The sequence below is a fragment of the Streptomyces sp. NPDC048290 genome (assembly GCF_040652095.1).
GTDB lineage: Bacteria > Actinomycetota > Actinomycetes > Streptomycetales > Streptomycetaceae > Streptomyces.
Genome location: NZ_JBEZLM010000010.1, coordinates 1 through 14,110 on the forward strand (window position 1 = coordinate 1; position 14,110 = coordinate 14,110).

At 71.1% G+C, this 14,110-nt stretch carries 12 protein-coding genes; 4 read left to right on the forward strand and 8 right to left on the reverse strand.

What is annotated here, in order from left to right:
* Nucleotides 1-1,496: maltotransferase domain-containing protein (locus AB0D49_RS18655; protein WP_362758410.1), on the reverse strand; the 1,496-nt coding region annotated here is incomplete at its 3' end.
* A 471-nt stretch (nt 1,497-1,967) separates the two neighbouring features.
* Here AB0D49_RS18655 and glgP point away from each other — a divergent pair.
* Nucleotides 1,968-4,568 (forward strand): alpha-glucan family phosphorylase, encoded by a 2,601-nt coding sequence (gene glgP, locus AB0D49_RS18660; protein WP_362758412.1) that lies wholly within the window; start codon nt 1,968-1,970, stop codon nt 4,566-4,568.
* On the opposite strand, the gene AB0D49_RS18665 is transcribed toward glgP, so the two are convergent.
* The 3 genes from AB0D49_RS18665 to AB0D49_RS18675 form a co-directional block, all read right to left on the reverse strand.
* Nucleotides 4,561-5,073 (reverse strand): DUF1990 domain-containing protein, encoded by a 513-nt coding sequence (locus AB0D49_RS18665; protein ID WP_362758414.1) that lies wholly within the window; start codon nt 5,071-5,073, stop codon nt 4,561-4,563. The genes glgP and AB0D49_RS18665 overlap by 8 nt on opposite strands.
* 17 nt (nt 5,074-5,090) lie before the next feature.
* Entirely contained in the window at nt 5,091-5,498 is a 408-nt protein-coding gene (locus AB0D49_RS18670) for a hypothetical protein (protein ID WP_362758416.1), read from the reverse strand.
* A 403-nt stretch (nt 5,499-5,901) separates the two neighbouring features.
* Complete coding sequence (locus AB0D49_RS18675) at nt 5,902-6,156, reverse strand: hypothetical protein (RefSeq protein ID WP_362758418.1); 255 nt, start codon at nt 6,154-6,156, stop codon at nt 5,902-5,904.
* Between the two features lie 109 nt (nt 6,157-6,265).
* On the opposite strand from AB0D49_RS18675, the gene AB0D49_RS18680 reads away from it, so the two are divergent.
* From AB0D49_RS18680 to AB0D49_RS18690, 3 genes are read left to right on the forward strand one after another with little or no spacing between them, the layout of a single operon-like run.
* A complete protein-coding gene (locus tag AB0D49_RS18680) occupies nt 6,266-7,093 on the forward strand; it encodes a helix-turn-helix transcriptional regulator (protein WP_362758420.1) in 828 nt (275 codons plus the stop codon).
* Entirely contained in the window at nt 7,090-7,293 is a 204-nt protein-coding gene (locus AB0D49_RS18685; protein ID WP_362758422.1) for a DUF397 domain-containing protein, read from the forward strand. The genes AB0D49_RS18680 and AB0D49_RS18685 overlap by 4 nt, the downstream gene beginning before the upstream one ends.
* Nucleotides 7,290-7,478: a DUF397 domain-containing protein gene (locus AB0D49_RS18690; protein ID WP_362758424.1), complete on the forward strand. Its 189-nt coding sequence runs from the start codon at nt 7,290-7,292 to the stop codon at nt 7,476-7,478. The genes AB0D49_RS18685 and AB0D49_RS18690 overlap by 4 nt, the downstream gene beginning before the upstream one ends.
* A gap of 71 nt (nt 7,479-7,549) precedes the next feature.
* Here AB0D49_RS18690 and AB0D49_RS18695 read toward each other — a convergent pair whose 3' ends face one another.
* The 4 genes from AB0D49_RS18695 to AB0D49_RS18710 all read right to left on the reverse strand — a co-directional run bounded on the left by AB0D49_RS18695 (nt 7,550) and on the right by AB0D49_RS18710 (nt 14,101).
* Nucleotides 7,550-9,613, reverse strand: coding sequence for a M4 family metallopeptidase (locus tag AB0D49_RS18695; RefSeq protein ID WP_362758426.1), 2,064 nt, complete (start codon nt 9,611-9,613; stop codon nt 7,550-7,552).
* 309 nt (nt 9,614-9,922) lie between these two features.
* On the reverse strand, nt 9,923-11,959 hold the full coding sequence (locus AB0D49_RS18700; protein ID WP_362758428.1) for an ABC transporter ATP-binding protein: 2,037 nt from the start codon (nt 11,957-11,959) through the stop codon (nt 9,923-9,925).
* Nucleotides 11,956-13,653, reverse strand: a complete 1,698-nt coding sequence (locus tag AB0D49_RS18705; RefSeq protein ID WP_362758430.1) for an ABC transporter ATP-binding protein — start codon at nt 13,651-13,653, stop codon at nt 11,956-11,958. Before AB0D49_RS18705 ends, AB0D49_RS18700 begins: the two co-directional genes overlap by 4 nt.
* Nucleotides 13,654-13,702: 49 nt before the next feature.
* A complete protein-coding gene (locus AB0D49_RS18710; RefSeq protein ID WP_362758431.1) occupies nt 13,703-14,101 on the reverse strand; it encodes a hypothetical protein in 399 nt (132 codons plus the stop codon).
* Nucleotides 14,102-14,110 lie beyond the last annotated feature (9 nt).

Genomic DNA, 14,110 nt, shown 5'->3' on the forward strand with positions numbered 1-14,110 from the left:
GGGCGGTGTCCGTGCTGGAGGTAGGCGTGCAGGATGTCGGGGGTGTTGGCGAAGAAGTTGGGCCGCATGTAGGAGGCGGTCTCGCCGGAGAGTTCCGTCAGGTACTCGGTGAGTTCGGCTTTCGAGTTGCGCCAGGTGAAGTACGTGTAGGACTGCTGGAATCCGGCCTGGGCGAGGGTGTGCATCATCGCGGGGCGGGTGAAGGCTTCGGCGAGGAAGATGACGTCGGGGTCGGTGGTGTTGATGAGGCCGATGACCCGTTCCCAGAACAGGACGGGTTTGGTGTGGGGGTTGTCGACGCGGAAGATGCGGACCCCGGTGCTCATCCAGTGGCGCAGGACGCGGACGGTCTCGGTGACGAGTCCGTCGAGGTCGGCGTCGAAGGCGATCGGGTAGATGTCCTGGTACTTCTTGGGCGGGTTCTCGGCGTAGGCGATGGTGCCGTCGGTGCGGTGGTTAAACCACTCGGGGTGTTTGTCGACCCAGGGGTGGTCGGGGGAGCACTGGAGGGCGAAGTCGAGGGCGGTCTCCAGGCCGAGTTCGCGGGCGGTGGCGACGAAGCGGGTGAAGTCCTCCAGCGTGCCGAGCGCCGGGTGGATCGCGTCGTGACCGCCCTCGGGTGAGCCGATCGCCCAGGGGACGCCTACGTCCTCCGGTCCGGCGGCGAGGGTGTTGTTGGGGCCCTTGCGGTGGGTCGTCCCGATGGGGTGGATCGGGGGGAGGTAGACGACGTCGAAGCCCATCGCGGCGATCGCGGGCAGACGGCGGGCGGCGGTCGCGAACGTCCCGTGCGGTACCTCGGCAGTGCCCTCCGAGCGGGGGAAGAACTCGTACCAGGACCCGAACAACGCCCGCTCCCGCTCCACGAGGAGGGGCAGGGGCTCGGACGCGGTGACCAGGTCCCGCAGGGGATGCCGGGCGAGGACCGCCTCCACCTCCGGCGTCGATGCCAGTGCCAGCCGGGCCGACGCGGGCCGCGACTCGTCCCGCAGTGCCGTGGCCGCCTTGCGTACGGCGGTCCGGGCCGTGCCCTTCGGGACACTCTTCGCCGCCCGTTCGTACAGCCGGGCGCCCTCCTCCAGGACCAGCGCGGTGTCGATACCGGCGGGGATCTTGATCCCGGCGTGGTGGCGCCAGGTGCCGATCGGGTCGCTCCATGCCTCGACCCAGTAGGTCCAGCGGCCCTCGGCGTCCGGCGTGACGGTGGCGCCCCAGCGGTCGGTGCCGGGGGCGAGTTCCCGCATCGGCGTCCACGGACCCGGGCGGCCCGAAGGGTCGGCCAGGACCACGTTTGCGGCGACGGCGTCATGGCCCTCGCGGAACACGGTGGCGGTGACCTCGAAGGACTCGCCGGTCACGGCCTTCGCGGGACGCAGCCCACGCAGGACGCAGGGCCGGACGTCGAGAACGGGGATACGGCCGACGGCGGCCGGGGGAAGGGGGGCGTTGGGGGTCGAGGGGGTCGAGGGGGCCGACGAGTCGTGCGTGCGGGGCATCACCGCTCCTGTCCGCGTCAACGAGGGTGGGCCGAGGGCTGTGGAGGGGACGGTTCGGCGGGAGGTGGCTGCGGGGCGTACCGCAGAAACCTTCCCACCTGGGTCGGGTGGGAAGCCCGGTGCTGTGTTAACTCCTCATGCGGCCGACTCCTCACGCGTATGCCCGGCGGGGGACGGGCAAGGCACTGGTTCTCCCTCTGGTGCGTCTCCGTGGTTCTCCTTCTCCGCTCCGTGGGCAGCCTCTCGTGCGTGCCGAAGTGTCACAAGGTGGCCGAGGGGAGCAGAACCGGCCATACCGGCAGAAGAGGGCCGCCGGGTCGGGAAACGAGGGCCGTTCAGGCTGAATCAAGAGCCCACAAGGGCGTAGCCCCGGCGACGGCATGGACGCGCCAGTACCTTTTTGAACGACGTACCTTTTCAACCGACGTCGACCCGAATGACCGGTCATCCAGCGAAGCGCCGAGGTGGAGTGTGAAGGCGATCCGTCGATTCACCGTCCGACCCGTTCTCCCCGAACCCCTCCAGCCGCTGAGCGACCTGGCGCGAAATCTGCGCTGGTCCTGGCATCCCGAGACCTGTGAGCTGTTCCAGTCCGTCGACCCGGGGCGCTGGACCGCCTCGGACGGCGATCCGATAAGGCTGCTGGGCAGTGTGGCCCCCGCACGTCTTACGGAGCTGGCGGCCGACCCCGGCTTCCTGGCCCGGCTGACCGCCGCGGCCGCCGATCTGCGCGCGTACACCGAGGGCGACCGCTGGTACCAGGCGCAGGACGCCGACCTGCCGTCCGCCGTGGCCTACTTCTCGCCCGAGTTCGGTATCACGGCCGCGCTGCCCCAGTACTCCGGGGGGCTCGGCATCCTCGCCGGGGACCATCTGAAGGCGGCCAGCGATCTGGGGGTCCCGCTGATCGGGGTGGGGCTGCTCTACCGGCACGGCTACTTCCGGCAGACGCTGTCCGGGGACGGCTGGCAGCAGGAGCACTACCCGGTGCTCGACCCGCACGAGCTGCCGCTGATCCAGCTCAAGGAGCCCGACGACACTCCGGCGCAGGTGACGCTGGCGCTGCCCGGTGGCCGGTTCCTGCGGGCGCGGATCTGGCTCGCACAGGTCGGCCGGGTCCCGCTGCTCCTGCTGGACTCCGACGTCGAGGAGAACGACCTCGGGGAGCGCGGGGTGACCGACCGGCTGTACGGGGGCGGCAGCGAGCACCGGCTGCTCCAGGAGATGCTCCTCGGCATAGGAGGTGTCCGGGCGGTACGGACGTACTGCCGGCTGACGGGGCACGCGGCGCCCGAGGTGTTCCACACCAACGAGGGACATGCCGGGTTCCTCGGCCTGGAGCGGATCAGCGAGCTGTGCGGGACGGGGCTCGGGTTCGACGCGGCGCTGGAGGCGGTGCGGGCCGGGACGGTGTTCACCACGCACACGCCGGTCCCGGCGGGGATCGACCGCTTCGACCGGGAGTTGGTGGCCCGGCACTTCGGTGCCGCCGCCGAGCTGCCCGGGATCGAGGTGGACCGGATTCTGCGGCTCGGCCGGGAGGACTATCCGGGCGGTGAGCCGCATCTGTTCAACATGGCGGCGATGGGGCTGCGGCTGGCACAGCGGGCCAACGGCGTGTCGTTGCTGCACGGCCAGGTGAGCCGGGAGATGTTCAGCGGGCTGTGGCCGGGATTCGACGCCGAGGAGGTGCCGATCACGTCCGTGACGAACGGGGTGCACGCGCCGACATGGGTGGCGCCGGAGGTGCTGCGGCTGGCGGAGGACGCCGATCCGGCGGCCGGGGAGCCGGGCACGGAACGCTGGGACGCCGCCGCGGGACTCCCGGACGCGGACCTGTGGGCGCTGCGCCGCACACTCCGGGCGCGTCTGGTGGACGAGGTGCGGGACCGGCTGCGGGTGTCGTGGCGGCAGCGCGGGGCGGGCTCGGCGGAGCTGGGCTGGATCGACTCGGTGCTCGACCCGTCTGTCCTGACCATCGGTTTCGCCCGCCGCGTCCCGTCGTACAAGCGGCTGACGCTGATGCTGCGGGACAAGGAGCGGTTGACGCAGTTGCTGCTGCACCCGGAGCGGCCGGTGCAGATCGTGGTCGCCGGGAAGGCGCATCCGGCGGACGACGGGGGGAAGCGGCTGATCCAGGAGCTGGTGCGGTTCGCGGACGACCCGAAGGTCCGCCACCGGATCGTGTTCCTGCCGGACTACGGCATGGCGATGGCGCAGAAGCTCTACCCGGGCTGTGACATCTGGCTGAACAACCCGCTGCGCCCGCTGGAGGCGTGCGGCACGTCGGGGATGAAGGCGGCGCTCAACGGCTGTCTGAATCTGTCGGTGCTGGACGGCTGGTGGGACGAATGGTTCGAGCCGGACTTCGGCTGGGCGATCCCCACGGCGGACGGTACGGCGACGGACACGGACCGGCGGGACGACATCGAGGCGGCGGCGCTGTACGAGCTGCTGGAGCAGCGGGTCACACCCCGCTTCTACGAGCGGGGCGGGGCGGGGTTGCCGGACCGCTGGATCGAGATGGTCCGCCGCACGCTGACCCGGCTCGGCCCGAAGGTGCTCGCGGGGCGGATGGTGCGGGAGTACGTGGAGCGGCTGTACGCGCCCGCCGCGCGCGCCCATCGGACGCTGGGCCCGGAGCAGGCCGGGGAGCTGGCGGCGTGGAAGTCCCGGGTGCGGTGGGCGTGGCCGTCGGTGTGGGTGGACCACGTGGAGACATCGGCGGCGACGGGTATGGCGGAACTGGGTACGGCGGTCTCGCTCCGCGTCCGGGTCGCGCTGGGTGACCTGCGTCCGGAGGACGTGGAGGTGCAGGCGGTGTCGGGCCGGGTGGACACCGACGACCGGATCGCCGACGCGTCGACGGTCCCGCTGAAGCCGGTATCCGGGCCGGACACGGAGGGGCGGTGGTCGTACGAGGGTCCGCTCACGCTCGACCGGACGGGACCGTTCGGCTATACGGTCCGGGTGCTCCCGGCGCACCGGCTGCTGGCGTCACCGGCTGAACCGGGCCTGGTGGCGGTGGCGTCGGACGACATCGGAGAGGGCGCGGGGGTACTGCTCAGGTAGCGCCGTCGACAGGGGCGCACAGACGGCGGAGGGTGGCTCCGGCGCGCCGCGCGTAGGCGTGCTGGAGCCCGCGCGTGGCGGGCCCGGCGGCCTTGGCGTACCACTTGGCGGGGCGGCTGAAGGCGGAGACGGTCAGCCATACGGTGCCGTCTCCGGTGCGCTCCACGACGAACGCCTCCTCGCCGCATTCGGGGTGCCCGGCGAGCGTGCCGTAGGCCCAGCCGGAGCGGCGGGGTTCGTCCACGGTCCAGACGATCCGGCAGGGCGCTTTGATCACCCCGGCGAGGATGACGGTGACATCGACGTCCGGCGCGGCCTGTTCGGCTCCGGCGTCGATGCCGACGCCCATCGCGCGGTGCATTTCCCAGCCACCGACGGCCTCGGCGGCCCGCCGGAAGAGCGCGTGCCCTTCTCCTATCCGGGTGCGGACGTGCAGCCGGTGAAAGCCGGGCGGGCAGAAGCCGGGGTCACGGGTGGCGCCGACATCCTCGTACGTGAAGGACATGGGCCCAGCGTAGGGCCCTAGGTCGGGGGGCGGTTGCGGCGGGGGACGTCCCAGGCGTCGAGGCGTTCGCCGACCCAGGTGGGGCTGACCTTGAACTCCCGGGCCAGTGAGGTGACGGACGCGCCGCGCTGGTATCGGCCAATCACGTCGTCCCGGCGCCGGATGAACTCGGCCTGGGCGGCGCGGATCTCGTCGGTAGTGCGCGGGGTGACGGCCCGCCCCCGGAAGACATGCCCGGCGGCCCTTCTGTGCAGGTGGGCGGTGTAGCGGGGGCGGCGGGGCTCGCCCCAGGCGTCTAGCCGGTCGCGTAGCCAGCTCGGGGATACGCGGTAGGTGTCGGCGATGCGGATGAGGGGTTCGAAGGCGCGGTAGCGGGCGATGATCTGTGCGCGGTCGGCCAGGGCGGCGGCCTTCCGTTGCTCCATCGCGCGGTCCATGGGGGGCTGCCTCCAGACAGGGGGTGGATGGAGAGGGTGTACGTGCAGTCGAGGTCGGCGAAGGCGATCAACAGGGCTTGAGCGGCGTTGAGTTGCTCGCGGGCGTGCTGTTGAGCGGCGGGGTCGTTGGCCCAGAGGCGCAGCTCACCGGGGCAGTCGGGCATCGGAGTGGGGGCGGCGCGCAGGGCGGGCCCCATCCAGACGGATCGGTGGGGATCGGGGTCGATCCGATCAGCGACCCAGAGGGCTTCGCCCCGGAGCCAGCGGAGAGCGAGTACGGGGGAGAAGCTGCGGGTGGTGTGGAGGATGTACGGCAGTCGGCGTCCGGTGCCGTAAACCATTCCGTCGGCGCGGACTTCGGCGAAGAAGTCGGTGTGTTTGTCGACGCCGATCACAGTAATGAGCCCCGGCTGCGGGCATTGGCGCGGGCGGTTTCGGCGTGGAGGCGTTCGGCGGGGGTTGCGGGGCGGACGTGTTCGGGATTCGCCTCCCATTCGATTCCGCCGCGCATGGGGCGCAGAAACCAGTAGGGGCCGGCGACTCCTCGGAATTCGCCGATGCGGTCGCGAGCGGTGTCCAGCATGATCGCGCCGATTTCTGGAATGCGTGCGGTTACCTGGCCATCTGTGGGAACGTTCTGTGCCATCGCCGCCGCTCCTCTCCGTAGTGGTGTCACTACTCAGGGCGGCCAGCGTGTCCTACTGTCGGCAAGTCCTCAACTTGCACCATTTGCACGGAGAGTTGGGTGAGAGGCGTTGAATCGAAAAGAGCTGAAGCCTGAGGCTTCACCGGCCGCAGCGTTCGGCGAACGTTTACGCAGGTTGCGGGACGAGAGGGGGTGGACGCAGGACGAGCTGGGTGTGCGAACGGGGTTCTCCGGGACGCATATTTCTGCGGTGGAAACTGGTCGGCGATCTCCAACTCCTCGCCTGGCGGCAAGTGCTGACAGAGCCTTCGGGACAGGCGACAGCCTCCAGCGGCAGTGCCTGGCAATCCGCCAGACCGCGTTACTGGAGGGGTTTCCGGAGTACCTCAGGCATGAGCGGCAGGCGGCGGAGATTCGGCTGTACGAAGTCGGGGTGATACCGGGTCTGCTCCAGACTCCGGAGTACGCGAAGACACTTGCCGACAGCGACGCAATGCGTGGAGCGTCCACGCCCGAGCAGGCTGAGGAACATGTCCGGACCGTTGCCGCACGGCAAGACTCGTTGGTACGGAACCCCCCTCCGCTGATCCTGGTGGTGCTGGATGAAAGCTGCTTGCTTCGGCCCATCGGCGATCGCGACACCATGGACGCGCAACTCGCACGTCTTGTGGAGTTCGCACGCCTGCCGAACAGCGTGTTGCAGGTGGCCCCGTTCGACATGGGCGCCCGGCGGCCGTTCACCCTGCCGGTGATCGTCCTGACCCAACCGGACCGGACTCTGTTGTGCTACGCGGAGTCGTCCCAGCGTGGGCATCTGGAAAGGGAAAGTGCGTTCGTATTGCCGACCCTGACGGCCTACCATCAGCTACAGGCTGAGGCGCTCTCCCAAGCAGCCTCTGTGGCCATGATCGAACAGCTTCGAAAGGGCAGATCGTGACGACCGAAACCCCGCTCTGGTTCAAGTCCACCTACAGCGAGCACGGCGGTCAGTGCATCGAGATCGCCACCAACCTCGCCGCATCCGACGGTGTCGTACCGGTTCGGGACTCCAAGAACCCGGCCGGTCCCGTGCTCGGCTTCCCCGTCAGCTCCTTCGCCTTGTTCGTGGAGGGCCTGAAGGGCGGAGAGGTGCGGTGAGTGATCCGGAGTTCTTCAAGTCCTCGTACAGCGCCAACGGCGGTCAGTGCGTCGAGGTCGCCCAAGACCTCGCCGTCCTCGTCCGGGACTCCAAGAACCCCACCGGCCCCGTTCTCCCCCTCCCCCTCCACGCCTTCTCTTCCTTCCTCCAAGGTGTCAAGCGTGGAGAGTTCACGTCCTCCTGACACGGCTCAGCCCCGCCGCACCCCCGGAGGGGCGCGGCGGGGCCGATGTCAGGTCAGAAACCTCGCGTCCCCTACGGGAACGTCAGCTTCCAGTTGTTGATGTAGCCCGTGTCCTGGCCCGCCACATCCTGGGCCCGCAACTGCCACGTGCCGTTCGCGGTCTCCGACGACGCGTCCACCGTGAACGTCTCCTGGACATTGTCCGCCGAGTCCGAACCGCTGGAGTTCTTCAGCCGGTACGCCGTACCGTCCGGAGCCACCAGGTCGACCACCAGGTCACCGCGCCACGTGTGGACGATGTCCACCTCCACCGGCAGTGCCGCCGGGGCGTTGCCCGTCCGGCCCGTCACCGTGATCGCCGAGTTGACCGCAGCCCCGTTGTCCGGGATCGCCACGTCCGTGCCCGACTCGAACGACGTGCCGCCCCCGGGCGGGTTGCCGCCCGAGCGCGTGCCGACCGCGACACCCGCCCACGCGTCCTGGACCGCCTTGTACTCCGCCGACGTCGTCCCGCCGTACAGCTCGCTCGCCACCGCCAGCGTGCCCGTACGCGCCGCCGCGTAGTTCGTCGTCGTCGTGAACTTCGTCGTCAGCGCCTTGAACCAGATCTGCTCCGCCTTCGCCCGGCCTATGCCGGTCACCGGCAGACCGTCCGACGTCGCCGAGTTGTAGGTGACACCGTTGATCACCTTCGTGCCGCTGCCCTCGCTGAGGAGGTAGAAGAAGTGGTTCGCGGGGCCCGACGAGTAGTGCACGTCGATCGAGCCGATGCCCGAGTACCAGCTGTCCTTGGACGAGCCGTCCTTGCTCGGCTTGTCCATGTACCGCAGCGGCGTCCCGTTGCCGTTGATGTCGATCTTCTCGCCGATGAGGTAGTCACCGACGTCCGACGCGTTGTTCGCGTAGAACTCCACCGTCGAACCGAAGATGTCGGACGTCGCCTCGTTCAGCCCGCCGGACTCGCCGCTGTAGATCAGGCCCGCCGTCGCCGACGTCAGACCGTGGGTCATCTCATGACCCGCCACATCGATCGACGTCAGCGGCTTCGCGTTGCCCGCGCCGTCGCCGTACGTCATGCAGAAGCAGCTGTCCGACCAGAACGCGTTGATGTAGTTGTTGCCGTAGTGGACCCGGGAGTACGCGCCGACCCCGTCGCCCCTGATGCCGTTACGGCCGTGCACGTTCTTGTAGTAGTCCCAGGTCAGCGCCGCGCCGAAGTGGGCGTCCGCGCCGGCCGTCTCCAGGTTGGAGGCAGCCCCGTTGCCCCAGACGTCGTCCGGGCCCGAGAACAGCGTGCCGGTGCCCGACGAACCCCGGTTCAGGTTGTACGTGCGGTGGTTGCCGCGCGCCCCGTCCGTGAGGTTGTACGTCGTCCCGGACTGGGTCGTCGTCAGCGGCACCGAGCCGCTGTACTGGGTGTTGCCGGTGCCGTTGTGCACCGCCTGCCACTCGTACAGCTTCTCCCCGGTCTTCGCGTCCGTCACGACATGCAGCTCCTGCGGAGTGCCGTCGTGCTGGAGACCGCCGACCACGGTTTCGTACGCCAGCGTCGGCTTGCCGTCCGCCGCCCAGATCACCTTGCGCGGCGCGTTCTCGACCGCCGGGCTCTTCGCCTTCTCCGCCTTGGCCTCGGCGAGCGCCTGGCTCTCGGCCTTGGACGCGGCGAGGGTCGGGGTCAGCGAGGCGACCTCGATCTTGGCGCGGGTCGCCTTGACCGTCCCCTCGGTGGTGCCGTCCTTCGCCGTGGCGACCACCAGGTCACCGCCGAGCACCGGCAGCCCGCCGTACGTCCGCTCGTAGCGGGTGTGCACGGTGCCGTCCCGGTCCTTGACCACGTCCCGGACGACCAGCTTCTCCTTGGCGCCCAGGCCGAGTTCGGCCGCGGTGGCGGCCTTGTCGGCGTCGGCGTCCCGGATCAGCGCGGTGCGCTGCGCGGGGGTGAGGTCGGCGGGCAGGGCGCCCGGGTCCGCCGCGGTGACCGGCGCGGCGGGAGCCTGGCCGGGGCTGGCGGTCGCGGCGCCGGACTGCACGGCCGCGGCCAGGAAGGCGGCGACCCCGACGAGGGCGACGGCACCGGCACGGCGACGGCGGCGGGGGGTGTGGGGGACGGGTCTGTGGGAGGAAGTACTGCTCAACACTGACTCCTTCTGCGTGGCCGGAGAACGTGTCGGCCAGGGGGGACCGGGCGGCCAGGGGGGCCGTCCGGGCAGAACGGGACACCAGATGCGTACGGCCCTTGATGCTCGCGGCGGGGTGCGTGGGGCTGCCGTGAGGGGCTTTGGGAAGGGTGGCACTGAAGGCCATCTCTTGTCAGGGGCGTGTCAAAAGGTTGGCCGGAATTCGTTCGTTGGGCAGGAGTTCACGTTCGATATACGGAGGCGATCTCGACGGGCTGTCTCTCCGTGCCAGGGGAGCGCGGCGCCCAAGAAGCGATCAACGGGGGCTCAAGAGGCGTTCAAGGATGGGTCAATTCGCTCGTCGGGGTCGACGTCCGTGGACGTGGCCGGATCGCCGTGCCAGGTCGACCACAGGCGTGCGTACGCGCCGCCCGCCGCCACCAGTTCGTCGTGTGTGCCCAGCTCCGAGAGTCTGCCGCCCTCCATCACCGCCACCCGGTCCGCGTCGTGCGCGGTGTGCAGCCGGTGCGCGATCGCGATCACCGTACGGCCCTTCAGCACCGCCGCGAGGGCGCGCTCGGTCTGCCGGGCCGTCGTCGGGTCCAGCAGCGCCGTCGCCTCGTCCAGGATCAAGGTGTGCGGATCGGCCAGTACCACCCGGGCCAGCGCCAGTTGCTGGGCGCGCGAACCGTCCGCCGTCCCGTCCGCCGGAGTGTCCAGACCGTCCGGCAGCTCCCGTACCCACTCCGCCGCGCCGACCGCCTCCAGCGCCGACCACATCCGCGCGTCCGTCGCCGCCGGGTCCGCGATCCGCAGGTTGTCCCGGACCGACCCCAGGAACACATGGTGCTCCTGCGTCACCAGCACCACCTGGCGGCGGAGCTGTTCCGGGTCCAGCGCGGACACCGGTACCCCGCCCACCGTCACCGAGCCCGCGCTCGGCGCGTCCACGCCCGCGAGGAGGCGGCTCAGCGTGGTCTTGCCCGCGCCCGATGGGCCCACCACGGCCAGTCGTTCACCCGGGCGGACCGTCAGATCGACCCCGCGTAGGACCTCGCCGCCGCGGTCGTAGGCGTAGCGGGCGCCTCGTACGTCGATCAGGTCGCCGGTCGGGGTCGCCGAGCCCTCGCGGGTCGTACCGGGGGACTGGGCCAGGCCCTCCACCCGGGCGAACGACGCCCCGCTGCTCTGGAGCTGCTCCACCCGGACCAGGATCTCGTCCAGCGGGCCGCTGAGCTGCTGGAGGTACAGCGCCGCCGTCACCACCGCGCCGAGGGTCATCGTGCCGTTCGCGTGCAGCGCGCCGCCGATCAGGAGGACGCCGGTCACGGGGAGCACGTACGACGTCTCCACCACCGGGAAGAACACCGAGCGCAGCCGCAGGGTGTACAGGCGGGTGCGGCGGGCCGTGTCCAGGCGGGCCCGGCTCACCGCGGTGCGCTCCCGCGCCAGGCCGAACGCGTCCACCGTGCGGGCGCCGGACGCCGTCGCCGCGATCACCTCGGCGACCTCCGAGGTGGCCGCGCCCTCCGCGAGGTACGCGGTGCGCGCGCGGCGGAGGTACCAGCGCAGGACCAGGACGATCGGGGTCAGGCAGAAGATGCCGAGTGCGCCGAAGAGGGGGTCCAGGGTGAAGACGGCGACCAGGAGGAACAGGGCCTGGACGCCGTTGACGAAGAGGTCGGGGGCGGCGTCGCGGAGGGTGTTGCCCACGGCGGTGACGTCCGCGGTGCCGCGGGCTGTGAGGTCGCCTGTGCCCGCGCGTTCCACTGTGGAGGCGGGGAGGGCCAGGACGCGGTCCACATAGCGTTCGCGGACTCTGGCGATGGTGCGTTCGCCGAAGCGGTGGGCTGTGTAGCGGGCCCAGCGGGAGAGGAGGAGTTGGGTGAGGGCGGCTAGGAGGATGCCTAGCGCTAGGCGGTCGACGGTGGTGAGGGTGGTGCCGGTGCGGATCTCGTCTATCAGGCGGCCGAGTAGGTAGGGGCCGGTGAGGGCGGCGAGCGCGGCGAGGGAGTTGAGGGTGAGGGTGGTGGTGAAGAGGGGGAGGTCTGCGCGGATGAGGGCGCGGGTCGCTTTGCGGATCTGGGGTGGGGTGGCTGTGGGGAGGGTGGGGGTGGGGGGTTCTGTGCGGGTGGGTTGTGGCTGGTCGCGCAGTTCCCCGCGCCCCTCTGAGCGGGGTTGCCGTGCGCGGGGTGAGCAGTTGGGCGGCGTTTCTGTTTTGCGCAGTTCCCCGCGCCCCTCTTGGCCGGGTTGTTCTGCTGTGGGTGAGCAGTTGGGCGGCGTCTTCTTTTTGCGCAGTTCCCCGCGCCCCTGGGATGCGCGCCGCTCCCCGCGCCGCTGAGGGGCGCCACGCTTCTCCGTCATCGGTCCTGGTCCTCTGTGTCTCGGGACACCAAAGCGCGGTAGGCCGGGTTCGTTCGTAGGAGGTCGGTGTGGGGGGCTGCGGCTGTCGCCTTGCCGTTCTTTACGTGGATCACCGTGTCCGCCTCCGCCAGGACCAGGGGGGATGTGGTGGTCAGGAGGGTCGTGCGGCCCTCGCGCGTCTCGCGTAGGCGGGATGCCACCGTTGCCTCCGTGTGGGCGTCCAGCGCGGACGTCGGTTCCACGGCTAGCAGGATCTCGGGGTCGGCCAGCAGCGCGCGGACCAGGCGGACGCGTTGGCGCTGGCCGCCGGAGAGGTTGCGGGCCTGCGCGTCCAGGAGGGAGTCCGGGCCCTCGGGGAGGGACTGGACCACGTCGTCGGCTGCCGCGGAACGTATTGCTTCGCGTAGGGCCGCGTCTCCGTCGGCGCCCACCGCCTCCCGCAGCGTGCCCGCGAACAGGTGGGCCTCGTGGTCGGCCAGGAGGATGCGGGAACGGACCTCGGACAGTGGGATCTCGTCCAGGCGTATGCCGCCCCAGGTCGCCGCCGACTCCGTGTGCCGGGACAGGCGGTCCAGGATGGCGGTCGCGTCCGCCGGGCGGTCCGCCGCCAGGGCCGTCAGACGGCCGGGGAGGACCCGTACGCCGGACTCCGGGTCGTGCAGGGCGGATGGCTCGGCGGGCGCGGGGCGCGTGCCCGTGTCCTCGGCGGGGCGCAGCCGCAGGAACCGTACGACCCGGTCCGCCGCCACCACCGCCCGGCTGATCTGATGCCCGCACTCCACCAGGAACGCCATCGGGATCACCAGCACCGCCACATAGCCGTACACCGCGACCAGTTCGCCCGGCGTGATCTCGCCGCGCGCCGCCGACCGGGCCGCCAGCCAGCTCACCACGCCCAGGAACACCGTCGGCAGACCGACGCCCAGCGCCTGCATCCAGCTCGTGACCTGGCCGACCCGGTAGCCCTGGTCCCGCAGCCGCCGGGAGTCCGCCCGGAACGACTCCGCGAACAGCGCCTTGCCACCGAGGCCGTTCAGCACCCGCAGTCCGCCCGCCAGATCGCTGATCCTGGCCGTCAGCAGACCCTGCACCTCCCGGTACTCCGTCTCCCTGCCCTGGAGCCGCCGCATCAGCGGGCCCACCAGCACCACCACCAGCGGTACGCCCAGCAGCACCACCCCGGCGAGCTGCGGCGACACCGACAGCAGCAGGGCCGCCACCACCCCGTACGCCACGACCGCGCCGACCCCGGGGCCCACCACCGTCAGCGCCGTCGCGATGGTCTGTACGTCGCCGACGCCGATCGTCGTCACCTCGCCCGCCCCGGTCTGCGGGCCCAGGCGCGAACCGAGCCGCGCCGAGTGGTCCACCACCACCTTGACCGTGCGGAAGTGCGCGTCCATCCGGACCCGGGTCATCGTGCGGTGCCGCATGATGCTCAGCCAGGCGTTCAGCACACCCACCCCGAACAGGGCCGCGCTCCAGGCCACCAGCGCCGGATAGTCGTCCCGGGCCAGCCCCCGGTCGACCGCCCGCGCCATCAGGAACGGGGTCGCCGCCAGCAGCACCATCCACACGCTGGCCAGCAGCGAACCGGCCGCTGCCCGGCCCGGCTGGCTGCGCACCAGCCACCACAGATAGCGGGCGGGGCCACGGGAGTCGGGAGTGCCGGGGTCGCCGTACGCGTCGATCATGAGGTGCCGTTCCGGGGGGTGCCGTTCTGGTGGGTCGCGTCGCGGGCGGTCAGTCCTCGCCCGTCGACAGGGCCAGGCCGAAGAGCAGCGCGCCCGCCGCCGCGAACAGCGGGCCCGGCCAGCGCGGCCAGGGCGGCATCCGGCGCGCCGCCACCTCCGCCGCGGCCACGCCCGCCGCCGCCGGCCACAGCACCCCGAACGCGGCGGCGCCCAGCGAGAACCGGCCCGTCAGCAGTGTCGCGGTGGTGAAACCGGCGATCGCCGCCGCCACCGCGAGCGGGAAGCGCGGACCGAACGGGTTCCAGCCCTCGTCCGCCGGGTCCCGCCGCCGCGCCCGCACCGCCAGCACGATCGCCGTGCCCTGCGCCAGGATCGCGGCCAGGTTCCACAGCGTGGCCGGGACCAGCACCGTCAGCCCGGCCGCCTCCGCCGCCGCGTACGCCCGCATAGGCCCTCC

Excerpts from the sequence above, each read along its gene's own strand:
- AB0D49_RS18665 (WP_362758414.1), bottom strand. The coding sequence starts at position 5,073 with ATGTCCTTCACGTACGAGGATGTCGGCGCCACCCGTGACCCCGGCTTC.
- AB0D49_RS18670 (WP_362758416.1), bottom strand. The coding sequence starts at position 5,498 with ATGGAGCAACGGAAGGCCGCCGCCCTGGCCGACCGCGCACAGATCATC.
- AB0D49_RS18675 (WP_362758418.1), bottom strand. The coding sequence starts at position 6,156 with ATGGCACAGAACGTTCCCACAGATGGCCAGGTAACCGCACGCATTCCA.
- AB0D49_RS18700 (WP_362758428.1), bottom strand. The coding sequence starts at position 11,959 with ATGACGGAGAAGCGTGGCGCCCCTCAGCGGCGCGGGGAGCGGCGCGCA.
- AB0D49_RS18705 (WP_362758430.1), bottom strand. The coding sequence starts at position 13,653 with ATGATCGACGCGTACGGCGACCCCGGCACTCCCGACTCCCGTGGCCCC.
- AB0D49_RS18710 (WP_362758431.1), bottom strand. The coding sequence starts at position 14,101 with ATGCGGGCGTACGCGGCGGCGGAGGCGGCCGGGCTGACGGTGCTGGTC.